General features: G+C 64.2%; 15 protein-coding genes, 1 tRNA gene and 4 pseudogenes. 12 read left to right on the forward strand and 8 right to left on the reverse strand.

All coding sequences use genetic code 11. The features are described from left to right. Positions 1-392: 392 nt before the first annotated feature. The gene (locus tag FR742_RS38355) at positions 393-746 is read left to right on the forward strand and encodes an SH3 domain-containing protein (RefSeq protein ID WP_148036140.1); all 354 of its coding nucleotides are present in this window, start codon (positions 393-395) and stop codon (positions 744-746) included. Between the two features lie 730 nt (positions 747-1,476). Here FR742_RS38355 and FR742_RS46190 read toward each other — a convergent pair. Then, positions 1,477-2,706, reverse strand: a complete 1,230-nt coding sequence (locus FR742_RS46190) for a Helicase associated domain protein (RefSeq protein WP_261809010.1) — start codon at positions 2,704-2,706, stop codon at positions 1,477-1,479. 132 nt (positions 2,707-2,838) lie between these two features. After that, positions 2,839-3,486: pseudogene (locus FR742_RS46685) on the reverse strand (zinc-ribbon domain-containing protein); the annotation flags it as partial. A 166-nt stretch (positions 3,487-3,652) separates the two neighbouring features. Between FR742_RS46685 and FR742_RS46195 the strand changes: the two are divergent. From FR742_RS46195 to FR742_RS38375, 3 genes and pseudogenes are all read left to right on the forward strand, one after another. Then, a pseudogene (locus FR742_RS46195) lies at positions 3,653-3,892 on the forward strand (helix-turn-helix domain-containing protein); the annotation flags it as partial. A 25-nt stretch (positions 3,893-3,917) separates the two neighbouring features. Next, positions 3,918-4,217 (forward strand): winged helix-turn-helix domain-containing protein, encoded by a 300-nt coding sequence (locus FR742_RS46200; protein ID WP_261809109.1) that lies wholly within the window; start codon positions 3,918-3,920, stop codon positions 4,215-4,217. Between the two features lie 26 nt (positions 4,218-4,243). Further along, positions 4,244-4,669 (forward strand): annotated as a pseudogene (locus FR742_RS38375) (transposase); the annotation flags it as partial. A gap of 186 nt (positions 4,670-4,855) precedes the next feature. Here FR742_RS38375 and FR742_RS38380 read toward each other — a convergent pair. Next, positions 4,856-5,335 (reverse strand): hypothetical protein, encoded by a 480-nt coding sequence (locus FR742_RS38380; protein WP_148036143.1) that lies wholly within the window; start codon positions 5,333-5,335, stop codon positions 4,856-4,858. An 814-nt stretch (positions 5,336-6,149) separates the two neighbouring features. After that, positions 6,150-6,386 carry a hypothetical protein gene (locus FR742_RS38385; protein ID WP_148036144.1) on the reverse strand — a complete coding sequence of 79 codons (237 nt, stop codon included), beginning with the start codon at positions 6,384-6,386 and terminating at the stop codon, positions 6,150-6,152. Positions 6,387-6,482: 96 nt separating this feature from the next. Here FR742_RS38385 and FR742_RS38390 point away from each other — a divergent pair, with 96 nt between their 5' ends. Next, on the forward strand, positions 6,483-6,752 hold the full coding sequence (locus FR742_RS38390; protein WP_148036145.1) for a winged helix-turn-helix domain-containing protein: 270 nt from the start codon (positions 6,483-6,485) through the stop codon (positions 6,750-6,752). A 546-nt stretch (positions 6,753-7,298) separates the two neighbouring features. Here FR742_RS38390 and FR742_RS38395 read toward each other — a convergent pair. Continuing rightward, positions 7,299-9,629: a restriction endonuclease gene (locus FR742_RS38395; RefSeq protein WP_148036146.1), complete on the reverse strand. Its 2,331-nt coding sequence runs from the start codon at positions 9,627-9,629 to the stop codon at positions 7,299-7,301. A gap of 397 nt (positions 9,630-10,026) precedes the next feature. On the opposite strand from FR742_RS38395, the gene FR742_RS46690 reads away from it, so the two are divergent. From FR742_RS46690 to FR742_RS38425, 4 genes are all read left to right on the forward strand, one after another. Continuing rightward, complete coding sequence (locus FR742_RS46690; RefSeq protein ID WP_187281651.1) at positions 10,027-10,302, forward strand: CPCC family cysteine-rich protein; 276 nt, start codon at positions 10,027-10,029, stop codon at positions 10,300-10,302. 100 nt (positions 10,303-10,402) lie between these two features. Continuing rightward, positions 10,403-10,473: transfer RNA gene (locus FR742_RS38405), tRNA-Arg, on the forward strand. A gap of 2,829 nt (positions 10,474-13,302) precedes the next feature. Further along, positions 13,303-13,803, forward strand: coding sequence for a hypothetical protein (locus FR742_RS38420; protein WP_148036149.1), 501 nt, complete (start codon positions 13,303-13,305; stop codon positions 13,801-13,803). Positions 13,804-14,262: 459 nt separating this feature from the next. Beyond that, on the forward strand, positions 14,263-15,198 hold the full coding sequence (locus tag FR742_RS38425; protein ID WP_148036150.1) for a hypothetical protein: 936 nt from the start codon (positions 14,263-14,265) through the stop codon (positions 15,196-15,198). Positions 15,199-15,268: 70 nt separating this feature from the next. Here FR742_RS38425 and FR742_RS38430 read toward each other — a convergent pair whose 3' ends face one another. Continuing rightward, on the reverse strand, positions 15,269-17,584 hold the full coding sequence (locus FR742_RS38430) for an NACHT domain-containing NTPase (protein ID WP_148036151.1): 2,316 nt from the start codon (positions 17,582-17,584) through the stop codon (positions 15,269-15,271). A gap of 284 nt (positions 17,585-17,868) precedes the next feature. Here FR742_RS38430 and FR742_RS38435 point away from each other — a divergent pair, with 284 nt between their 5' ends. The 3 genes and pseudogenes from FR742_RS38435 to FR742_RS38445 form a co-directional block, all read left to right on the forward strand. Continuing rightward, a complete protein-coding gene (locus tag FR742_RS38435) occupies positions 17,869-18,336 on the forward strand; it encodes a hypothetical protein (RefSeq protein WP_148036152.1) in 468 nt (155 codons plus the stop codon). A gap of 305 nt (positions 18,337-18,641) precedes the next feature. Next, positions 18,642-19,550 carry an ROK family transcriptional regulator gene (locus FR742_RS38440; RefSeq protein WP_261809011.1) on the forward strand — a complete coding sequence of 303 codons (909 nt, stop codon included), beginning with the start codon at positions 18,642-18,644 and terminating at the stop codon, positions 19,548-19,550. A 21-nt stretch (positions 19,551-19,571) separates the two neighbouring features. Beyond that, positions 19,572-19,889, forward strand: a pseudogene (locus FR742_RS38445) (TY-Chap domain-containing protein); the annotation flags it as partial. Between the two features lie 6 nt (positions 19,890-19,895). Here the strand turns inward: FR742_RS38445 and FR742_RS38450 are convergent. Together FR742_RS38450 and FR742_RS38455 are read right to left on the reverse strand one after the other, a co-directional pair. Further along, positions 19,896-22,682: a BTAD domain-containing putative transcriptional regulator gene (locus FR742_RS38450; protein ID WP_148036154.1), complete on the reverse strand. Its 2,787-nt coding sequence runs from the start codon at positions 22,680-22,682 to the stop codon at positions 19,896-19,898. A gap of 66 nt (positions 22,683-22,748) precedes the next feature. After that, positions 22,749-23,672, reverse strand: coding sequence for a LamG domain-containing protein (locus tag FR742_RS38455; RefSeq protein ID WP_187281573.1), 924 nt, complete (start codon positions 23,670-23,672; stop codon positions 22,749-22,751). Positions 23,673-23,793: the final 121 nt, after the last annotated feature.

Below are 23,793 nucleotides of genomic sequence, written 5' to 3' on the forward strand. Positions count from 1 at the left end.
GTAACTCCTGGTCATGCTCCTGATCGATAGGTTTCCGCTGATGGCTGCATGGTGCATCCGAGATCATGCAGATCTACGAGGGCAGAGCGCTATGCAGGTCCACCAAGTTACGAGATGACCGGATCATAAATCAGGCGCTCTCTGGCGATGCTGGCCCAGGCATCACCCGATGCTCTTGTTGAAAGGGGGTAGTCCCATGCCGTCTGGAAGGACGCGGGGGTCATCGGGGCATCCGATTGATGAGGCTCATGACTGCTCACGATGTGGCCCCGCTGTGGCAGAACAGGCCCGCCCTGGGAGGAGCAGACAAACAGGCGTTAGCGCTGGCGCACATTCGGCGACGGTGTGTAATGTGTCAGTCACTTTGTGTGTCTAGCTAAAGGAGTGCCTCTATGATCAAGCAGTTCACCCTGATAGTCGCCTCCACCCTCTTGGTCCCGTTTGGGGCCGTCCCGCCAGCGGCGGCCGGTCCGGCTACGGCGGACAGCGCTCAGCAGGGCACCGCGGTGGTGTGCAACAAGGTCAAGGTGACCGGATCCAGGGTTGCGCTCCGCGAGTTCGCGTTCACCAACGCCCAGGTCCTGAGGGTGGTACCGCGCGGCACCACGCTCACGAGCTGCGGCATCGAGCACCCCAACGGTTCCGGATACACGAAGTGCGGGCGGGTCGGGTACGACTGGCACCGGGTCACCACCCCTGCGGGCCGGACCGCCTACGTGCCCGCGACCTGCGTGCGCGCGATCTAGAAGGGGCGGCTGGACGCGGCCGAGACGGTGGGCGCACCCTGGCGGTGTGGACGAGGCTGGTAGGGCCTGCTTGCCGAGGCGCAGGCCAAGGAGGCCGAGCTGGTGGGCCGGCACCCGGTTCATCAGTGCCACTGGGCGACCCGAGGCAGGCAAGTCATCGCCGCTGCCCCGGGTCGCCCTCTGGTTTTCAGCATTTCTCGTCGCTGGAACAGGGCACCTTGTTCCCCGCCGTCGCCTTCTGCGGCAGGCAGCAGAGGTCTCGCGCTCGTCGTCGAGCACTCCGAGCACCTCGTCCTCGACTGCAGCTCACGAGGAATGCTGTACAGCAGCGGCATACAGCAACACCGTCTTACGCGATCGCCTGGTATCGGTCCGTAACTACCGCTTCAGCAGGGGAGGAGGCCACTGACGAGGTACCTGCCCTCCCCTTGTAAACAGAAGATCAGGGGTTCGATTCCCCGTCGGCACGCAACTCAAAGAGTGCCTCCCGAGTTCCAAGGGTTTCTGCTGGTACAACCGGCTGGACGGCCTACTGGCTTCCTTCGAGTGCAACGCTGCCAGTCGCCGATCTGCAGTTCCGATGCCGCGGCTTACGGACTTTTGCGAGCCCCTCAGATGCCTGGCCATCTGTAGTTGTGCTACAGCAGCATTAGCAAATACCTCCCCGGTATGCATGCGCAGCTGCTCCCCACAGCACTAGCATTGAGCGCCAGTTATCGACGCTTACACGTCAGGGCAACTGCTCATTATACCTGGCGAGTAACCGGCGCAACCGCTGCGCCTTTTCATCATCCTTTCCTTGAAGACGGTTCTTATTATTCCGCTTCCAGCGGGCTAGGGCTCGCTCGTCTTCGCTCGCAGCAGTAAGGGAAGGCTTGGTATGTCCGTGTACGGCAGCAAACTTTTCGAGTTCGGCAAACTTGCTTTCCCACGCATCCTCATGCTTAGCCCACGTCCAACCGGGCAGCATTTCGAGGAGCAGTTGACGCTCTGGGGGAAGTTGGTCACGGCGAGTACGCCACGTATTAATCCACGATCCGATACGATGGCCCCTCCAGCGATCTCGTTGCTTGATGTCTGCGGTGGTACAACCGGTCTCGGCTACGAACTCCTGCAGAATTGTGAACTTTTCTTGAAATTCGTCCTCGAATGGGTCCCATCTCCAGCCGGGAACATTAGCCATCGCTTTTAGCTGGTCAGGCGGAAGATCTTCTCTTCGGCCTTGGAGCCTCTGTCGGCGCTTCCTCAGATTGCTGGCCCAGATGGTCGCTGCGCGGGAGTCGAGCTGCTCGCTTGCGGTTTCGGCAGTATGCTCGCGACGTTCTATCCAGGCCACGTATCGGCGGTACCCGTCCCAGAATTCGGCTTCATGCGGGGACTCGAAGGACCACGAGCGAATCTCCAGCAGTTTTTTCACCCGCTCAGGAGCCATCTTTCCTTTGCGATAGGTGGTTCGCTGTTTATGTACCCATCGGGCAAGGTCAACGCCCTCGATCCGAACGTCGGCAGGGACGCGGCAGTGTCCGGATTCCGCCTCAAAAGCCAGGAGCGCGGCATGCATGCGCGACCACGCCTCTGCGTGACTGCGACGGTCCTCGCCCAGTGCCCGCTCACCAAGTTTGTCCCGGATCCACTCCTCGGCTTGGCCGCTTGCCCTGGGCCCTCCAGCCGCACGATAGTTATCAACCTCGGCAGCAGTGACAATTCCCAGGCTAACGAGGTGGTCGAGCACCGTCAGGGTGGCATCATCCTCATCAGCATTGAACCCGACTATGACGTCGAACTTCGCGTCGAGCTTCTCGAGGTGATGCTCACGAATCCGTACTACGGTCCAGCCGGCTTCTCGTAGGCGACGAGCCTTGTCCATGTCTCGCTGACGCCTCGTCTGGCTGTCGTGCCACCAGACACCGTCAAATTCAAGGACGAGGCGCAGATCCCGCGTTGGGTCCTCAGCGACCATGTCGACCTTCTCCAGGCGGCCTGTAGCACTCCGGACGCAGATGCGGTCTGGGTCGATGGGCAGGACCGTACTTAGTTCGGCCTTCAGCCGTAGCTCTTGGGCGGAGGTGTGCACAAGCTGGCAACTCGGGCACCCGGCTCCTTTGCGCTTATGGCCACCCGTGCGCCGGATCACAGGGGCTGTCCACGGCTCGTGCCGTGGATCAATAGGGCAGTTCCACCACACCGCCCTGTTGCTCCCGACACTGAGGTCGTCAGCCGAGATCCCTGAGAGGTCAGCGTTAAGTTGTCCAGCGATGTCGGGACGTTTCGTGGAGAGACGGTTGCTCGAAGACACGCGAGTGCCCGAGCAGTAAGGACAGCCCCGCCCAGCGGTTCGTTTCCCCACGCTGGCGGCCCACTGATGGTCCTCTGCCTTCTCGCAAGCCCACCAGACCTTTCGGCTGCTACTGACGGAGACGTCATTGGGGGTAAGTGGTGCGTTTTTCGCATAGTCCCACTGCCTCAGCAGTGCCTCGTCCGGACAGTTCATCGACAACCTGTTGGCATCGCTGACCCGGGTCCCGCTGCAGTCCGGACAGCCCGATCCCTTGCCTATCCGGTTGTTCGGAGTAGCCTGCCAACGGTGTGCGGAGTTAACGGAACAGCGCCACCAGACCTTCTTGCTGCTCTGCTGGGCGATCTGATCAGGTGCTAAGTGTGCGTTAGCTTCTTGATCGAATTCGACGCTGATGGGGTGCTCTGAGAGCCAGCCCGATTCAGGTCGTCTCTTTGAAGTCAATGTCGCCTATTCTTCCGTGTTTTATGTGAGACCTGCATACCTGAAGATTGGTCTGGGCACTGTATCACTGCGTTCTCCTGTCTGTCATTGCTTTGTGGGAGCGGTGCTATCGCTAGCTACACCGGTCGAAAGCGTAGAGTCCTAGCCTCGTGACGGATCGCGTTCGGTGCGGTACGACCGGAGCAAGCGGTACGGGCAAAGGGGTGGATACACGCCAGCGGAGCAGGAGCGGCGGGAGCGTGTACGGCTGCAGGCGGCCGAGTGGTTCGAGGCCGGGGAGTCGACCAGGACGGTCGCGGCGCGGTTACGGGTGCAGGAGCGGTCGGTGAGTCGCTGGCGGAAGGCATGGCGGGAGGGCGGCAGGGCGGCGCTGCTGCCCAAGGGGCCGGTGTTGAGGGAGAAGCTGTCGGCCGCTCAGTGGGCACGGCTGGATGCCGAGTTACGGCGGGGCCCGCAGGCCTGGGGTGGGGTACGCCGAGGACCAGTGCTGGACGCTGGGCCGGGTCAAGACACTGATCGGGCGGCTGTTCCATATCGGCTACACCATCGAGGGCGTGGGCAAACTGCTCCGTCGTCATGGCCGGTCGGTGCAGGTCCCGGCCCGGCGCGCGATCGAGCGGGACGAGGAGGCCGTCACGTTGTGGAGGGCCGAGGTGTGGCCCGCGGTAAAAGAACCGCGGCGGGCCTGGGTGCCTACCTGTGCTTCGAAGACGAAGCCGGGCAAGGACTGAGGCCGCCGAAAGGACGTACCTGGGCGCCGGTCGGCGCCCGGCCGGTGGTGACGGTACGGGGCAGAGGCTCGGGCCGGGTCAACATGGCCGGCGTCCTGGCCTTCCGGGACGGTGAACGGCCGCACCTGTTCTACCGCCTGCACGTCTACCACGGCCGCAAGGGCGAGCCCAAGACCTTCTCCTGGATGGACTACCGGGACCTGATCGTGGCCACCCACCAGCACTTGGGTGCGCCACTGGTGTGGTGCTGGGACAACTTGAACGTGCACCTGGCCGGCCAGCTCGCCGACTTCGCCGCCGAGAACGCCGGCTGGTTACGCATCGTCCAGCTTCCCGCCTACGCTCCCGAACTCAACCCCGCCGAGGGTGTGTGGGCGCTACTCCGCCGGGCCCTGGCCAACTTCGCCGTCACCGACCTGCCAGGGCTGGTCCGGATCGTCATCGCAAGCTGAAGAAGATCCAATACCGGCCTCACCTGCTCACCGGCTGTCTGACCCAGGCCGGGCTCACCCTCAATACCCCGGCAAAGCCATGACTGACTCTACGAATTCAACCTGTGTAGCAGATGGGAAGCGCGGTGATAGCTACACCTGAAAAGCGAAGATCAGGCAATCGAGCAGTTGCTTCCAGAAGGATCATCACGCATCGATCCTCTGCACGTTAGCTGCCGCTGCCTGGGTGAAGTCGAGAAGGGCGCGGCGTGCTTTCCGACCTCGGTCAGTTCGATCCTGCTCGTCGGCGGCTTCGTGGATTTCCTCGGTCGATCTCAACGCCAGCGACGCTAGCTCCTCAAGTTCCCGGTTCGTCGTGACGAGTCGCAGCCTGAAAAGGGCGGCTGTTGCGTTGGCGCGCTGACGGTAGGAGTCATCACGTGCCGTCAAGTACGCGGCACTCTGAGGATCTTCCTGCTCCCTGTGCCATCGGTCGTTCTGGCTCTTCCGGAAGTCCGTTAGCGCGCCAGCGAAAGCGCTGTAGGCGGCGAGACGTTCCTGCCACAAGCGTTCTTCCCGGGCGGACTGGCGCGCCTGCCTAGCGGTCCGTAACTGGAAGACATACGTCGCAGTGGCTCCCAGTAGCGTTCCTGCGATCGCTACGAGACTCGTTATCACACTTTCCACATGGTCAGTGGACCACGCGCAGCCGCCCTCTGTGTCTTCGAGTTGGGCATCGCTGCGCAAGACTCAGGGCACAACGAGGGCACACCACGTTGAGAAGGAGCCCGAAACGACTGACGACGAAAGCGAGTCGCTAGCTCAGAGACATGATCAGGGCATCGGCACAGGTCACTCCCCGGGGACTTCCAGTTCGTCAACTACTGGTGCTGTACAGCAGAGCCATACAGCAACACCGCCTTACGCGATCGCATCTCACCGACCCATATCCACCGCTTCACCAGGGCGGGAGGACGCAGATGAGGTGTCCGCCCTTCCCTACGGATCAGAAGGTTAGGGGTTCGAGTCCTCTCGGCCGCGCACATGCGAAAGGCCCGCTACCAGGGACATCCTGGAGCGGGCCTTCTTGTTTGTCAGGACAATCTCGGGATCTTGCTAGCACCTCTGCTAACGGCGTGACTCCCGCCGCCTCTCTGTGGATGAACTCGCGCCTGGGAAGATCGCGCGCCGCGCTGTACGGTTTCGTCGGCCAACGGGTGGCGGGTTCGGTCATTGGGCCTGACCGGTCAGGATCTGTGTCCACAGGTCTTCGGCGGCACGGGCCGACAGCCAAGGACTCTCGACGGCCGGATTTGCCGTGGTGAAACGCCGGATGAACCAGAGTCCGCCTGCTGTGCACAGTTCGAAGTTTGGTGACACGCATGGGCACGTGTGCGCGCGGACTCGTACCCGGTTCACGCGGGAATGGCTGGGTGCCCACTCGATCGGCCTCGCCCTGGGCAGTGGCGCGGCCGCATGCTGGTTGCCGCACGGCTTTGGATCAGGTGTTGGCGCGGCCACGGCCCCATCCCCTCAGGTGTTGCTCGTGCAGCAGTGCCACAAAGGTGTCCGCGTCGTCGGCGCTCACGGTCTGCTGGAGGCCCGCGTCGAGTTCGGCGTCGTTGAGTTGGACGCCGCGTCGCGTCGCGTAGAAGGCGCCCGTGTCGCTCCTGAAGAAGGACCAGCCGGGGAACGAAGCGCGAAGCGTACTGAGGTCGTGGCCGGATGTTTGCTGCATGTCCGCAGGCTACGGCAACCTTCCTAGTGCTGCCTAGGGGTACCTCCAGGTACCCCCGGGAATAAATGGGAACCCCTGGGTTCCTAACGTAACACTATGGACTTCAAGCCCGATGAACTGCGCTGGCAGGCGGTCGTCAACGAGATCAGGCGCAGGATCGAAGTCGGCGAATACCGGCCCGGCATGCCGGTCCCCGGAGAGCCCCGCCTGGCTGTCGAACTCGGCGTGTCCAAGGGAACAGCCCGGAGAGCGCTGAACGCCCTCATCGCCGACGGCACCCTCTACACAGTCCTCGGCAAGGGCACCTTTGTCGGCCACCCCGACAACAACGCCGGCGATGCGGTGAGTGCGGCCGACGACCGCTGAAGGTCACGAAACGCTCAGGGGATATGCGCCGCCTGCTTCGGACCTTGGCTCAGACACGTACTTTCGGGCAGATGTCTAGTCCTATGAGACGCGCGATGTTTCGGGCAGCACGCCGGTGCAAGGAGCGGCCCGACAGCCCGGCCAGGCCATCTATGCACTGCCTGACGGGACACTTCGAAGCGGGGGGACCTTCGTGGCACTCACGCCGGACAGCACTTGAGCGCGGCTTGATACCGCTGCTCGACCACGCTCAACTCCGCGGCACAAAGCGAAGTGTCACGCACGTCATGAGACCGGACATGCAACTACGGGCAGTCGAGAAAGCAACTTCTCTTCCGGTATCAAGGGCAGCCCGTCTCCGGCGGCCTGCCGCGCGTCGGGCGGTCGCTGGCCGCGCTGCAGCTCTCCGGCCGGTCGCGGCCAGCACCGCCCACGCGCCCAACCACCTCAGCGACCACCAGCTAGATAAAGGTCGTCACGGGTGCGGCTCAGCATCAGCCGAACGACCGCAGCCGGTGCAGTCAGATCAAGCCTCCGGAAGGCTCGTCAAAGCCCCCTCTCAATTGCAGCCGCAAGAGCGCGAAGGCGCTTTACTGCCGATCGCGCATCGCCAATCCGATAGGTTGCGTAACGCGGATCTGGTACGTCCTCGATACTCCGGACAATGTCCGATTCAAGGCGATCAAACAGCTTGAACGTCTCAAGTAGCTCATCGATATTTGGTGCCAATTGCGATCCGCGCTCAATTAGTGAAATGTCACGAGCTGAAACTGCCTCCTCCGTTTCTGACTCAATTCTTAGTCGGGAAATCACGAGAGCCAAGATATCAAGTTCCCGCTGCCGCGCGTCGATAAGGTCAGCTAGTCTCGACAATCCGTCCGGCGCCTCGAACAGAATTCCGACATCCGCCGGCCTCAGGCCAAGCGCCTCAGATGAGATTACGACTTGGCTCAACTCGTCAGCGGTAATGAGCGCCCACTGCTTCTTCTGGGCCATATTTTTAATTGTGTCGCCGCTGAAGGCGGGACCAATGATTGCAACGTATTCTGCGGAACGCTTTTCCTTATGTGTGTCAATCGCAATGTCGCTCACACTGTTGTGTGAGACTCGGCCAGATGATGTCGATTTCCCGTCCACGATTGCGGTCCGCAATGATCCGTTGCTGTCATACCACTGCACCAGAATGTCAGTGTCAGCAGAGCCACTAATTCGCTGTGCACGGAAACCCATATGCTTAAATGCTTTCTCGATGCTTCCTTCAAACGCCGTACCTGGCGCTCCTCCATTGGCGGCCGGGTCGACAGACGTGCGCAGCAGCGATTCCACGATGAAAGACACTTCGTCAGGTTCACTTGGCACCTGTGGTGTCAATGCGGGCGCAGAATCAAGCTCTGTAGGGATCTCCGGCATATTTGGCTCATCTAGGGGGAGCGTCTCAATAAGGCGTAGCCCAGTAGCTGTGGCCTGTACCGACGACCAAGATGTCTCGACGAGCAGGCCCGACTCAATCATGAAAGCCGTGAGCCAACGCACCTTGTCCTTGTTTAAACCATACCTGATGCCTTCCTGATACACATCATTCCGTGGGACAGTAATCTTCGCCGCACGAACGAGTTCGCCGACGAATTTCATATTGGCGTGAAGGATTCGAATAAAATCAATATCTGAACCGGACTCGAGCCATGCCCTGGCTGCTGGCGTTGCGGAGAATACTCCGCGACGAACTTCTTGTAGCAGTCCAGCAGCCCGCATGAATGGCAGCATAGAATCAACGCTGCTACGCTTCAGACCGAACCGTTCCGCAATGAATCTCAGTAGCGTATCCTTTTCAATTTGATCCGCTGCCGCCTCAATGCACGTTCGCAAGTTTTCAATTTTGTTGGGGTCTTCCTTTGGGCTTGGGACCCAAATATTGTAAGTCTTTCTAGCCTCTTGGGCGCCTGGAGTTGTGCCTAGCTGTTCGAGAAGGGTGGCAATTTCCTCTGGAGCTTCAGGGATCTCAACCAATTCAGCCGAGTCGTGTATGGCCAGAGCCGAAGGTGTCACAATTTCCCAGGTGGCAAAAAGTTCCCTTCCAGCAGGAGTCGCACTTTGCTTCCGTCCTCCGAGCCATTCGACCATCCCCAAGACTTCAAGCCAAGTCATCCGAAGGCGTGTGTTATTTACAGATTTCCAGTCGAGATTATATGACTCGACCAATTCAGCGTTAGCCTCTTCAACCGTCAGCGGCTCACGCGTGAGGAGTCCAAGCACCTCTGCGAATAGTCGAATTCGGTCAGCCATCAAAGAGGCAAGACGCGAGCGCGATTCGTCCACGAGTAGTTCGGAGCCATCCGGGGCCAGTCGGAGGACGCCCTTTCGATTTTGGACCAATCCCATCTGGCGCAGCACATATGAGTATTGCCGCCAGGACCTTGACGACTCTACGCTCGAGAGCATCGGGTGCGCGTCGAGATCAACAGCTTCACCATTGCCAATCATTCGAACGAGTTCAAGAGTTAGCGGGAACATTTCGTCTTTCCCGCACAGCAGGTTTGGCACAGATGACACCTGCAGCATCCACTTGTTTCGCTGAATTGCGAGAGCGGCCATGTCGGAATTGGCGACCTTTCGACTGTCGGCTGCGTTGACGTGCTCCGGCTTCATTATCTCTTTCCTGTCCATCTCTTCCGGCATTAGATTTACTGAATCTCGCGCCCCGCACGAATAGCGTAGAGCTTTTATATGCACGAGCGTTTCGTTCAGCGTCCCTTTTTGGAATTTCACGCCGATACCGAACGGCATTCGGCGCCAGAGGGCCCATGCTGAACTGGCAAGCGGTACGGCAGCTATCGTCGCTTGGGCAATCCTGATATCGTTGACCTTTCGCGCTCCCACCACCCAATTATGGCCGACATGCGGCCATCGGGTACTTGGTATGTCTGAGATCGTTGGCGTGCGTCCTCAAATCGAGATGTGGTGTGACTGTTCCCACCATCCCTAGTCTTCCAGTGCGGGTTCTCTGAAGCTGCCGTTCCGCCTCCGGTGCTCGGGCCTGGCGGCCCTGCGCTCCGGGTCGGCTTGCCACCGGATACGCGGGTTGCTGTGGTCTGCTGTACAGCAGGGAAGTACAGCAACGCCGCCTCACGCAGCCTGATCGTCCCGTACGGCGTCATACGGTTGAGCAGCAGCGCCGGCTCTCGACCACGGCCCTCCGCTTCACTCGTAATGAGATGGTCGTTGTGGGTGCCTTCAGAACGGCGAGTACGGACGTTACGGTGTCCGGGTGGAGTTCGTGAGCGTTCATTGTCCCAAGAAAGACAAGCCCTATCCATGCCCTTGCTGCGGTTTCCTCACTCTTAACGTGCGAGGTGGGTACGAGATCTGTCCAGTTTGTTTCTGGGAAGACGATGGACAGGACGACCATGACGCCGACGAAGTCCATGGAGGCCCGAACTACGAGCTGAGCCTTACGCAGGGGCGGCGGAACTTCGCCGAGTCCGGTGCGAGTCGTCGACAAGACCTTCCCTATGTCCGTCCCCCTCGCCCTGAGGAGTATCCCGACGAGTGATCTTGCTAACGGCGTTGCTAACGACAGCCCTGGACGACCGTGGACGAGTTTGGGATCGCTAAGCCCGGACACCCCTTCTGAACAGGTGCTCGTGTCGAATGCGGACGCCAGTGGACATCGCCGATCTTGCTACGGATCAGAAGGTTAGGGGTTCGAATCCTCTCGGCCGCGCTTGACGGAAGCCCTGGTCATCCCGGCGATGACCAGGGCTTTTCTGTGGCTTGAATCATGTGTAGGTGTCCGGCCGTGTCCGGCTCTGAGCGGGCGTCTCCGACTGGTCCTTCCCAATGTCTTCCCGCGCGGAGAAGGGCGTAGGACCTGGCAATCCGGCGCATAGCGATCTCCGCCGAAGGCCGTATGGGCTTTGCGTCAGTAGCGAGACGTGCGGTCCCAAAGGGTCTGCTGATCGGACTGACCCATGGGATGCCCCGCCGCCCCGGACACGTTGACGATGGGCTTGAGTGGTCGTCGTCTCACATCCCCCGCATCGAGAAGGGCGCATGAGGGTGCGGGACTCGGAGAACGAGAGGTAGATCGCTTGGTTTCGCCGAATTACCCCGAGATCGCCGGTTTCGGCCAGCTGCTCACCGTCCGGCTGCGTCCTGCTCCAACCAGCCCTCGCTGGGTGATCCTTCACTGGCGGCCGGGACGAGTGAAGGACCGCAGGACCTCGGCGATACGGCGCATGGCGATCTCGTCATGGCCCACGAGGCACTTCTCGTAGGTCCGGTGCAGGACCTCCACGCTGTTGCCGGCCCACTCGGCGACTTGCTTCGGCGAGACACCCGCGTTGAGTCACGTGGAGAGGCAGGCGTGCCGCAGATCGTAGGGGCGTTTGGCCAGCGGTGAGGCGTACTCCTCTGGCGTCAGAGCGTCCTTCCGAGCCTTCCCTCACACGCGTTGAATGGTGCCCGTGGCCAGCACGCCACCGTGAACGCCACGGAACACGCGCCCTCCAGCGCCGGCGCCCTCGGCACTCAACCCGACGTGAGCGCACGCGCGCTCCATCGTGCGACGGCTGATCTCCGGAGTGAACGCCTCAGGTGCGGCCGGCCAACTCTCTGCCAGGGGTTCGACGCTACCTTGTTGGACCACGAGGATCTCCCTACTAGTGCTCTCCGGATCGTTACGCACGGTTCCGAGACTGACGAACAGGCATAGAAGCGCCCTGTCCTACGCGGGAGCCTAGACAGGCAGCCGACACCCATTCGCTGGTCAGAGCGGGCTCGCACTCGACAAGCACCAGCCTCCCGCCCGAGTCACACCTCCTTACTACCGCGCGCGCCCGCGCGAATACCATGCAACCCCCTAGGCCGCAAGCCGCCTCACCAAGGTCGGGACCGGCGTGGTGAGCGTCCATGAGAGTAGGACCGGAGATTGAGGGACGTATCCTGATTAATTCTCACCTAATACCTTAATAGACTGAGCAATAGACTGAGTATAAAGTTCGCCGCATCCTGAACTAATCAGCCTGTACTATTCGGGTCTACAAGGTGCGCAGCGGCCCCGCTTGGCCATTCCTGAACTAGCCCGCTATGTCATGTAGGGATCGCAACATATCCCACAACAGCAAGCCGTTTCTTGGTGCGCACAATCATGCGCACTGGCCACTAAAAGTCCCGGATGCAATAGCTGGTAATCAGAAAGCGATCTCGGCTCGCGTGTGCATCAATAGGCGGCGCGATCGCGAGCGTTCCTCACGTCAATTCGAGGACGGGCCGATGGAAGCCGCGGGTCGTTTCACGATCAACCGCTCTTTGAGTAGGCCGACACAATTTCAGATGACCCGCCCTACCGCCCCTGCAGCATCCCTCGGATGTGCTATAACCACGCGCGCCGCGCGGGCACCCGCGTGGCGCGCGTACGCGCGAATACCTCCATGAAGCCCTGTGGTCAATCCTGAGGCGATATGAGGCTAGCTAGAGCTCTAGGATGACTCCGCCCGAGATCTCGCCTCAGCCGTGATCTGAGGGCCCTGGAAGCGGTATTCTGAATCCGTCGCGGTCCTATACGATCGCAACAGATGGCCCGGGGCCCGATCCGGCAAACGGAAACGGCCCCCCCGCTGCAACGGGAGGGCCGTCATTTCCACAAACGAATGACCTAGAAGGAGGTCACACGTGCACTACAGTGTACGCCAAGGCACGGAGGCTAGTCATGCCGGTAGGTGGGATGTCACGCTTCGCGGCGTGGAGTCCACTCCGCCCCCGCAGCCCGCTGTCGAGGCCCTGGGCAACCCCCTGGTTCTCTCCTTCGGCGGGATCCTGTGCCTCGCGCTTTTTGTGGGGGTGATCTTGCCTGCGGTGTGGTCCCGTAAGCCCACGCGCCGCTCGGCGGCTTACAGGGTGATGGACCGCATCTTCAGGTTGTTCCGCCCTCGTTCGTGAGCCCCAATGTCGCGAGGTAGGCACACCTGACGCTTCTCACGGCTGCAGGTAGTCGCCCGGTTGGTGGTCGATAGGGTCTCGTTTCGGGTCTCAGTTCACCTCCAACCGGGCACGTTCGGGCGAGTTCGTTGATGGTCTCAACGCCTGGTAACGGCCCCTACGAACCCTCCCGAACAGAGATCCGCAGGCTTGGATGGCGTGTAGAGCCGGACAACCCTTCCGCCCACGGCAGCGCTGTACTGCCCCGCTGCTGGGCGTTCTCGGCTCGGCCGACACTTAATGCTTGCTTGCCCATGACGACGGTATAGGGCCACTCAGCAATGATCATTTCCCAATGCATTCCCACGATAGGAATGCCACGCCTCTCTAGCATGCATCGCCGCTGGTAAATCACCTGGTGATCTGCCCGTGAGTCTTCCCCTACGGATCAGAAGGTTAGGGGTTCGAGTCCTCTCGGCCGCGCACATGCGAAAGGCCCGCTACCAGGCACATTCTGGAGCGGGCCCTCTTGTTTGTCAGGACAATCCCGGGATCTTGCTAGCGGGGGCTGCCAACACCGGGCTCCTGGTCGTTATTGGCTGATCGTTCGTCCGCTTGTGGGGAGACCGTCTCGATGGCCATGCTCGTTCACATCACCGCGGCCAAGAACACGCGGTCGGTGCGGCGTGCCGGCATCCGCGCCGTGAGTAGCGCGCGTAGTGGGCCATCCGGCGTCTATTGCCTGCCGGTGCTCCCGTCGTACCAGATCACCCATCAGTGGGTCCGAGAGCTGCGGCGGGGTGGTCAGCGTACGCTCGTCGCCGTCTACTTCCGGGTGCCCGATGACGAACCGGTGGAGGTCGGCCATTATGCTCACGTCCCTCGCCAGATGACCAGTGCCGAAGCCACCGCGCTGATCGCGGCACAGGTGGACGCGCGCGGGTACCAGTTCTTCCTTTCGCGCCCCGTTGCCGCCGCGGAGATCCACCGCATCCGCAGCGTGAACCAGGCCACCGGGTGGCGCTACATGCCGGACGCGCACGGGAGGCCGCCATGCGCATGCCCGATCTGTAACCCGACCGGCCAGTACGGCGCAGCCAAGATCAGGAAATCGTTCGGGGATCCCGACGACTAACCTTCTGCGGCCGGCTTCCCTTCGATCGCTCGCACCGCGGTCAGAGGCGACCGACGCCGAGGTCTCTTCGTCGGACCCCGGCACCGGGTGACCATGGCAGAGGTGACATGGCCTCCATCACCCGAGCAGGGTGATTGCTCCGCCTGTAGAGCGGAAGGTCGGCGGTTGGACCCCGCCCCTGACCGCCTCCCACACCTCCGTGGACGCAAGCCCTTGGCACCGCCAGGTCGGTCAGGTGGTAACCCGAGCGAGAGTGCTGCTGGACGGCACAAACGATCATTTTTCCAAAATAGGCCCCACGAGCATCGGGCGGTCGAGCATGTCCGGCCTGAACGGCACCCCCGTGACCTTCGCCGCCAGGGCGAAGCCCCTTGGAACGGCGGTGTCGTAGTTGTCCTCCCAAGCCGAAGCGGGAGAAGCCGGAAGGCGGGCGTTGCGAGGCTGCGGCACCATGCGGACTTGGTCGCACCATTCCAGGGTGCGGAGCTGGTGAGTGCGGCGGCGGGTCCCGAGGGAGAACTTGTTGTCGTGTGGGCGTCGCGGGAGAACGCCGAAGCGCTGACCGCTCGGACTGTCGAACCAAGTGGGGCGTCTTTCCCCGATTCACGTACGGCCGCGCCCGTCTCGGTGCATGTCGCCACGTACGGTTCTCACCGGGCGACGATGGTGCCCATCGCCGGGCAGTCACTCGCGCACCTCATTGCCCAGCCGCTGCCGGACGGGGGCGTGCTCTTGGTGGGTGCGCGGTGCCGCTGGCGTAACGGGGCTGCCGAGTGCAACGCCGCCATCTACGATGCCGACGGGCAGCGCCGGCGAGAGGGTGTGCTGGGAGACGGAATTGAAGACGTGCAGACGACGCCTTCCGGTGAGATATGGGTGAGCTACTTCGACGAAGGGGTGTGCGGCAGCCGCGGATGGGGAGAGGCGGACAGCCCTGCACCTATCGGCTCCGCTGGACTGATTCGCTTTCGGTCTGACCTGGACATCGCGTGGCGTTTTCCGTACGACCGAGAGTTCGGTGGGATCTTCGACTGCTACGCGTTGAATGTGGCGGGGGAGGATGCCTGGGCCTACTACTACACCAATTTCCCCATCGTGCGAATCCGAGCTGCGGCGATCGCCGGCTGGTTCACGGAGGTGCGCGGCGCTCAGGCTCTTGTGGTCGCCGATGATCGAGTCGTTTTCGTCGGCGGCTATGGCGGGAACCGGTGCCGGCTGGTCGCTGGGAGCATTCGAGGAGAAGCCTTTTCGGTGGATCGTCCCGCATGGCTGGTGATGCCCAACGGGCGACCGGTGCCCAGGACGGCGACTGTGCTGGGTAGAGGCAGTGAGCTTCATGTCGTCGTGGGGCAGAGCTGGCTGAAGCTGGGTTTCGAAGATCTCGTTACTCGGTGAGCGACGACCGATCGCCGGTGAGCGTCCGTGATTCATATCGCACTGTTCGACAACCCATGCGTTTCGCACGTCAGACCTGTTCCGGCGCTTCCTGCTCAGCCACGTGGTCGTTTGCCGTACGTGGGGCCGCCGGCTCTTCCGGGACGCCGCGGCCTTCGGTGCGGTGCTGGTCGGCAAGATGGTCGCGGAGCCTGACGTGGCGGAACTGGTACACGGCGCCGGACTGCCGCAGTACGCCTCGGTCGTAAGCGTCATCGAGGAAGAGCTTCGGCCGCCATGGCAGCCGGCCGCAGAGCGGGAGCCACAAGCGTGCGAAGAGCAGCCAGCCTCCCCACGCCGAGAGGACGAGCCGGGTCAGCGCGGCGAAGGATCCGTACAGCAGGCCGTAGAGGAGGCCCTGCCTCAGGAACGCTGCGCTCGGGAAGTCGCCGTACTGATTGCCCACCAGGACGAAGTTCATCAGCAAGACCGCGAATCCGACCATGCCGACGCGGAAAAGCGTCACCCCACGGTCCATGGACAGTAAGTCCCAGGGACTCACCGCGGAATTCCGGTCGTTCGGCCCGCTGAACACGTACACGACCGCGTTCACGAACGCGTACGAGATTCCGACCAGGAAGCCGAGGATGAGACCGGCCGCCACGTAAATGGCTGTGCCTGTGATGTGAAGCCACGGCGCGAAGGCCCACACGAAATTTCTGGCGGAAGAGTTCGAGGGGTCGTCGTCCGCGACGCCCCAGATAAGCCAGGAGGCGAGCGAGAACAGGAGAGCGGCCGAGAGCCCGATGACGAGTTCGACGCCGATCCCGCGCAGAACCCGCGATCGTGCGGGAAGGGGTTGCCGGGAAGGACCCAGGCGCAACCGTTCGGGGTTCCGGCCAGTGCCTCCGCGCCTGGTCCTGGTCTCGTTCAGGAGTCCGGCGGCGAGGCCCGCGACGAGGCCGGTTCCCATTTCCAGCAGTCCTTCACGGAACTGGGCCCCTCCGACCGGCGCCCCAGACAGTTGATTGGCGACGACGTAGCTCAGAACGCCCACGATCCCGCCCACCAGCATGGCCACGAGGCCGGTGACGAGGACGCGAGTCCGGCGGCGGAGGGTGGCGTCGAGTCGCCACCAGGTGAGGTCCTGTGTGTTGAGCCGAGCGAGGTGGTCGGCGAGGTGGCCGAGCCAGTGCCGGGCCTGGTGGTCGGTCCAGGTCGCCCTTCCGGCGCCGGACCGGACGGTGCGGCGTGGGTCGTAGAGGGCGGTGAGGTAAGCGCTGAAGAGGTGTTCTTCGAGCGCGTCCTGGGTGGGAAACCGGCCGCCGTCGAGTAGGTCCGTGGGGTTTTGGTGTGGTGTTTCGTTGTAGATGGTACGGGTGAGCATGACCAGAAGCGGTGTGCTCAGGGCCGCGGCGAGATTCCGGCTGACGACGTCGTCGGGACGGGTGCGTACGTGCGAAAAGACCGACTCCCATTGGGCGGTGCGGGTCTTGCCGCTGACGGCCTGCAGGTAGCGCTGGACATCGTCGAGGGCGAGGTCTTCGAGTTCGATGGCGGCAGCTCTGCTGAGCGCTCTGGTGGCACTGGCCGCGGCCGCGTATTCGTCAGGCCGGGTGGTGAGGATCAACGGCCCGTCGAAACGGCTGAGTTCGCTGATGGCCGCACCGTGGTGATGCTGCTGGATCTCGTCGAAGCCGTCCAGCACCGGCAGGATCCGTCCGCTTTCCAGCAGCACTCTGGCCAACGGGGTCCCGGTGGAGTCGACACCTTCCAGAAAGGCGTAGTCGCCGATGAGCCGGTCGGCCAGCCAGTCGTGCAGGCCGGTGCGGCTCGGGTCCCAGCTGCCGAGGCTGAACAACACCGGTACGCGGAGCGAATCGCCAGGGTGGTTGAAACACTCCAGGATCAGCCGGTGGGCGAGTACGGTCTTCCCCGCCCCGGCCCGGCCGATGATGACCAGGCGGCCGGTGGGGACACTCTGGTAGAGGCTGTGAACGCCGGGGAGATCGCCAGTCAGCGGCAGAGGTCTGTCACCGCCGTCGGCCGTGAAGGCTTGGATCTTCTCCCAGTGGTCGACCACGTCATCAGAGGCGGTGCGCCATCGCACCCGCAGCGCCCATGGATCGCCGATGCGCCAGTTGCGTTCCTCTTGTTGGCTGATTTCCTGCACGCGCAGGGCCAGAACACGGGCCGTGGACTCGACCCGTATATCCGTGTCGGTCGCGTCCGGACGTGTCTGGGACTGCGACTGCGACGATCGAACCTGGAGGTACAAGGCCGTCGCTGCGAAGATCGCGGAAGCGATTCCCGCGACATGGTTGCCCGCATCCATTCCGTTGTTGAAGACGGTCAGGCCCACCCATAGCAGAAGTGTGACGATTGCGGCAATGAGGAGCAGGAGCACCCAACGGCCTGCAGGCCTGCGCCGATAACCCACGGCAACCCACCCATCCGATTAACCCGTTATTCGCCGGCGAAGCTGATTGCATAGCCGTCTCCCCAATACGGGGTGGCCTGGCTGGATTCATTTTACGCTGGGAACCTTCCTCGCGCGTGTCCAGGCACAATCCTGGTCGTTGACCGAACGTCGCTTGATGAGGATCGGGAAGAGCGACGGATGGCCCCGGTGGTCTGACCCGTGGGATAGTCGCACTCGTCCAACAACGTGTCGGTGAGCGGAGATAGTGAGTGTCGGACGGTCTCGCGCAGTCCGTGTTGTCCTTCGTGGACGAGGAGTTGATCCTCAACCGAGGGAATGTGAATGCGGCGGCGCGCAGCAATCTGGTGGCGTTCGCCGTCGACGCGGCGGGTTTCGACGTGCGGCCCGTTGAGCGGGCTCTTGTCGCGGTTGGTGAGCGGCTCGGCGCATGGTTCGTCGATGCTGTCGGGCCGGTGACGTTTTATGCCTGGTATGACGAGCAGCCCGGTCAGTTGCGGTGTTCGGTGGCTTCGGTCGAGCCGGATGACCTGCCGTTCGGAGGGCGGTTCCGCTGCGTGGACGATCCCGCTCCTGTGCTTGCCCTGATGGCTGCTGATGTACATCCGGGTGTGGTGCCGTGGGCTGATCTGCGGGAAGTCTCCGCTGAGGAGGTGGCCGGCCCGGATGAGCAGGTCGAGTACTCGTTCCCTGTGTTCGCCGTGAAGCTCACGAGGTAAGAGCTCCTCCTGAAAAGCAAACCCGCAGCCGATCGGGCCTGTCGTGAGCGCTAAGGCAAGTCGTACAACTTGAAATCACGTGCAAGACCCATCGCATCCGACGCTTGAATTTTTGCGGAATTGTTTTCTCCAGTATCGCGCAGGCAGGTCGTAGATAGGTTTGCGCGAGCTCGCCTCTACTAGAAAAAAGGATACGCCGACAACCGATTCCCGGTGCCTCGTGCGCGTTCTTGGTATATGGCACTATCAGTGTCGTGAGGGGCGACACTCCGCAGGAGGAAATTCGCAGACACCATCTTGGGGCGGTGCTGCGGCAGGTGCATCTGGCAGGGGCGATCTCGCGTGCGGCGCTGGCGAACCGGCTGGGGCTGAACCGCAGCACGATCCTGGCGCTGGCCACACAGCTCACGGCTGCGGGTCTGGTGCGCGAGGAGGCTTCGGGTACGACGGGCCGGGTGGGTCGGCCGTCGCTGGTGGTGCGGCCTGAGAGCGGCCGGTGGTATGTGCTGGCCTTCGATGTGGCGGTGGATCGGCTGGTCGCCGCCAGGGTCGGGCTCGGCGGTCTGGTGCTGGAGCGCAGGGAGGCGCCCCGGCGGCGCAGGCATGCCGATCTCGACGAGGTGGTCGGTGTGCTGGCCGGGTTCGGCCGCGAGCTCGTGGACGCGGCGCCCCGGAGCGCGAGGTGCCTCGGGGTCGGCACGTCGTACTGCGGTCTGGTCAGGGCCGCCGACGGGATGGTGCTCCTGGCTCCCAACGTGGGCTGGACCAACCTGGATTTCGGGCCCGCGCTCAGCCATCGGCTGGGGCTGGGGCTGCCCGTGGCTGTCGGCAACGAAGCCCACCTGGGTGCGCTGGCCGAGCTTGAACGCGGAGCGGGCATCGGCCACCAGAATCTGGTCTACCCGCATGGGGATGCCGGGGTGGGTGGTGGCATCATCGTGGGCGGCAGGTTGCTGGGCGGGGACGACGGTTACGGCGCCGAACTCGGGCACATGATCGTTAATCCCTTCGGCGGCACACTCGGCGACATCTACCAGGGTGCGGCACCCCAGGTCCGCGCGAGGGTGGCGGCCAGTGTCCTGCCCGTCTCCCGACGGGTGGGGCTGCGCACCTCGATGCTGCGTTATGACGCCTCATTGGTCGGCGCGGCGGAACTCGCTTTCTCCCGCGTCCTGGCCGGCCCGTTGGACGCACTCGATTCCACAGCACAGTGAGCCCTCGCAGATCTCGCCGAGAGCCTGGCGACGGAACTCTCGGATGCGCCTGACACCTCGTACCTGGTGATCAGTGAGAAGCATCCGGCCGCCTCGCCCAGATTCGCGCAGTTCTGCAAGCTCGATGAACTGCTGGCCGCCGAGCTCACAGGCGATGCCTATCTGGAACCAGAGTCACGACCCGACACCGCCGGCTGGCGCGCGATCCCCCGCACCGGATGGCATCTGCCGGACCCTGGCCACGTCGACAACTGGTGGGTGGAGTTCAAACGGCCGGCCCTCCAGGATTACCGCCGAGTCGCGGCCATGGCGGTGGCGGGACTGCGCGAAACCGGGTGAGTGGTCCTACAGCATGTTCCTGATCGGCCGCGGCATGTCCGGAACAGGCTGATCGAGCAGCTCGTCCACCTCCGAGCGGGTCAGCAGGCGGGACTCCAGCAGTGCGGTGAAGCAGCCGTGCCAGTCCCTCCACGCCATGGCGGGCCGGCCCAGGGTGTGCAGGGTCTGGCCGGACCACCAGGAGGCCACGGCGTAGCCGATGCGGTATCCGCCTTCGCGCAGGAGCGTCAGCGCCACCCGGTAGGTGTCGGCAGCCTCCTTCAGGCGCCCGGCGTGCATGTAGGCGCGGGCCAGGGTCGCGCGGGACAGGCCCTCCCCGTACAGGGTGCCGGTCCACACCGCGGTCGCCTCCTTCGCCTGGGCTATGGCGTCATCGAACCGGCCCTGCCGGTAGAACACGTGGGCGCGGTTGTTGAGGATGGCCCCGCGCGCATAGCCGTCGCCGATCTCCTCGGCGATGGCCAGGGCCCGTGACAGGTGGGTGTGGGCGAGGTCGAGCCGTCCCAGCATGGTGTTGATGATGCCCAGGTTGTTGAAGGATCCGGCTCTCCGGTGCGGCAGGGCGGCCTTTTCCCAGCACACCGCGGCCCGTTCCAGCTGCTCGATCGCCTGCTGGTGGCGCCCCTGGTCGCGGTAGACCCACCCCAGGTAGTTCCCCGCCTGCCCCTGACCGGCCCAGTCGCCGCACCGGGCGGCCACCTCGATCGCGTGCAGGTGGACGTCGGCCAGGTGCGTGACCCAGCCGCGGTAGTTGAACGGCATGTGCAGTCCCAGGGCCAGTCCGAGGGCGACGGGCGGGTCGGCGGACTCGATCGCCTGGTGGGTCACGGCGAGGAGGTTGTCCCGCTCCGCCTCGGTCCATTCGCCGGCCTCCCGCGCGTCGGCGAGCGCGACGCCGGGCTGCTCCGCCCCGTAATAGGGATTCTGCACCTGGGGGTGCACGAGCTGTGTGGCGGTGTTGACCGTGGCCAGGTAGTGGTGGAACCCGCGGTGGAGCGCGGCCGCGCGGTCCGTCTCGGACAGCTCGCCGGCGGCCTGTTCTCTGGCGTACAGGCGGATGAGGTCGTGGAAGCGGTACCGGTCGCGGCTCACGGCTTCCAGGAGACGGGTGCCGTGGAGTTGTCGGAGTGCCGCCTCCGCCCGTGGCTCGGGCCAGCCGGCCAGGGCGGCGGTGGCGGCCGGGGTGTGGGTCGGCGTGTCGAGCAGGCCCAGGAGCGGGAGAACGTACGCGGCGTCGTGGCCGCTGGGCTCCTCGCGCAGGTGCCGGTGGCTGACCGCGATGCTGGCGCGTACGGCCAGGTCGTCGTACTGCAGGGTGTCCAGGCGCCGGGTGGCGTCGGCCAGGCGGTCGGCGAGGTCGGCCAGCCGCCAGTCGGGCCGAGCCGCCAAGCGGGCGGCGGCGACCTGGACGGCCAGGGGGAAGCCGCCGCACAGCCCGGCGATCTCCGCGGCGGCCTCCGGCTCGCGCTGGACGCGGTCGGGACCGGCGATCCGGGAGAGCAGCGTGACGGCATCCCGGTCGGCGAGCCCGGCCAGGTGCAGATGACGAACGTCGCCGACGTCGTCGAGCGTGGTCAGGGCGGCGCGGCTGGTGATGACGGTCCGGCAGCGCGCGCCGGCCGGGACGAGCGGCCGTACCTGGTGGGCGTCGAGCGCGTTGTCGAGGATCACGAGCAGCTCGCCCGCCGCCGTGAGCGACCGGTAGCGGGCGACCGCCCCCTCCACGTCGGCCGGTACGGCTGAGCCGTCCAGCCCCAGCGACCGCAACAGGTGGCCGAGGCCGTCGAGCACGGGCAGGGGGTGCAGTCCGGGGGTGGCGCCGTTCAGGTTGACGTAGATGACGCCGTCGCGGAACCGTCCGGACATCGTGTGCGCGACATGAACGGCGAGGGCCGACTTGCCCACGCCGCCGGGCCCGTCGATGACGGCCACGTCCGCGTGCAGCAGCGCCTCACGCAGCCACCTCACCTCCTCCTGCCTGGCGGTGAACGACCGGGTGTCGGCGGGCAGCTCGGCGGGGATGATCGTGCTGGACCGCGCCGGTGCGGCGAGGTCGAGTGCGGGGTCCCTGGTGAGGATGGCGCCCTGCAGCCGGCGCAGTCGCGCGCCCGGTTCGAGGCCGAGCTCCTCGACCAGGGCGGTGTGCCCCTCCTGGTAGACCGCGAGCGCTTCGGCCGGCCGGGCCGATCGGTAGAGCGCCAGCATGAGCTGGGCGCGCGGTCCCTCCCGCAGCGGGTGGGCCCGCACGTGCGGAGCGAGGTCGGCCACCACCGCGTGATGGTCGCCCGCGGCCAGCCGCAGATCGATGTGGTCCTCGAAGACGGCCAGGCGTTCCTCCTCCAGCCGCCTCGACTCGGCCTGCGCCCACGGGTCGTCCAGCTCGGCCAGGGCGCGCCCCCGCCACAGGGCCAGCGCCTGCCGGAACCGCCCGTCGGCCGTGCCCGTCTCGCCCCGATCGCGGGCCATCCGTGCCTGGCCGGCCAGCAGCGTGAAGTGGTGCGCGTCGATCTGCGCGCGGGGCAGGTCCAGCAGGTAGCCGCCGGGCACGGTCACGATGGCGCCGGGGGTGAGCACGTCACGCAGCTTCGACACCACGATGTGGAGTTGCTTGCCGGCCGTGGTGGGCGGGGTCTGCCCCCAGACGTCGGCGACGAGCTGACGCGTGGTGACGGGTCGGCCGGCGTCCAGCGCCAGGCGCGTCAGCACGGCGACGCGGCGGCGGCCCGCCAGCCGTACGGGCTGCCCGTCCACTTTGATCTGCCAGGGTCCGAGGAACCCGATCTCCAGTGTCATCAGGGAAGGAGCGTACGAGAGTGCGGTATATCGCCGGTATGTCTCGCGACGGTCCGGCGGCTTTCCTCAGAGATAGGGTGCCCGGCCGGGGCCGAACCTGTTGCCGCCCTTGCCGTTCCCGACGGTCGGCGTCCGGGTGGCGGCCGAGAAGACGTCGCCCACGCCGTCAGAGTCGAGGTCCGGCGTGGCCGGTCCGGTCATCGCGGCGTAGTGCGAGCGCAGTTCCGCTGCCGTCAGTTCGCGGTCGTAGAGCGCGACCTTTCCGATCGCCCCCTTGAAGGAGGACTCCCCGTCGCGGGTGCCGACCCGGACGGGCGCCGGACCCGGCTTGGGCCTGATGACGACCTCGTCGTCCGTGCCGGGGCGGTAGACCAGGTTGTCCGTGCCCGCCGGCACGCCGTCGCGGTAGATCCGGACCTTGCCGTACGCGCCCTCCGAGGTGTCGAACGTGACGGCGTAGTGGATCCACTCGTTGACCTTGACCGGCTGCTGGATGAACGCCCCGGCGCCGAAGCCGCCGTCGAGGTTCCACGCGTAGCCGGAGATGCGGTTGGGCCGGTTCTCCTTGTTCACCTTCGAGTACATGCGACCCGCCCACTCGCGATCGCCGCCGCTGCCCGACTTCGTGCCCTTGCCCATGAAGTGGACGTAGCCGGTCTGGTTTCCGTCGGCGAACTGGAGAGTGTGCGGCCTGATCCACGCCTCCATGGTGAACGCGCCCGTGGTGGAGATGTGGAACTGCTTGGCGGTGGGAATCTCGAAATATCCTGACGAGCCGTCGAAGACGGCGGCGCCGTCCTGGTTGGGCAGGCGGACCGTGCTGGTGACGCCGTGGAAGGTCCCCTTGTGGCCGTTGCCGGTGCGGTCGCTCTCCGTACCGTCTGAGGGGTGCGACAGTCGCCAGTAGGCGACCGGGCGGTGCGAGAGCACCAGCGCGTCGTAGGCGCTCAGGCCGGGGGAGCCCGCCGTGGCCGGATGCGGAAGGCACACCGTCGAGACGCCCAGGGCCGCCGCGGCCAGAATGGTCCGGGTCGTAGGTCTTTGCGCGGCGGCGGAGTAGGAAACGGCGGCATGGCCTCTATCAGGCCTGGCAGGTGGTGAAAAACGATCA

It is taken from the genome of Nonomuraea sp. C10, assembly GCF_008017515.1.
GTDB lineage: Bacteria > Actinomycetota > Actinomycetes > Streptosporangiales > Streptosporangiaceae > Nonomuraea > Nonomuraea ferruginea.

Bases quoted from the DNA above. Each gene is read 5' to 3' on its own strand.
- FR742_RS38355 (WP_148036140.1), top strand. From the start codon at position 393: ATGATCAAGCAGTTCACCCTGATAGTCGCCTCCACCCTCTTGGTCCCG.
- FR742_RS46190 (WP_261809010.1), bottom strand. From the start codon at position 2,706: ATGGTCGCTGAGGACCCAACGCGGGATCTGCGCCTCGTCCTTGAATTT.
- FR742_RS46200 (WP_261809109.1), top strand. From the start codon at position 3,918: ATGCCGAGTTACGGCGGGGCCCGCAGGCCTGGGGTGGGGTACGCCGAG.
- FR742_RS38385 (WP_148036144.1), bottom strand. From the start codon at position 6,386: ATGCAGCAAACATCCGGCCACGACCTCAGTACGCTTCGCGCTTCGTTC.
- FR742_RS38390 (WP_148036145.1), top strand. From the start codon at position 6,483: ATGGACTTCAAGCCCGATGAACTGCGCTGGCAGGCGGTCGTCAACGAG.
- FR742_RS38420 (WP_148036149.1), top strand. From the start codon at position 13,303: ATGGCCATGCTCGTTCACATCACCGCGGCCAAGAACACGCGGTCGGTG.
- FR742_RS38450 (WP_148036154.1), bottom strand. From the start codon at position 22,682: ATGACACTGGAGATCGGGTTCCTCGGACCCTGGCAGATCAAAGTGGAC.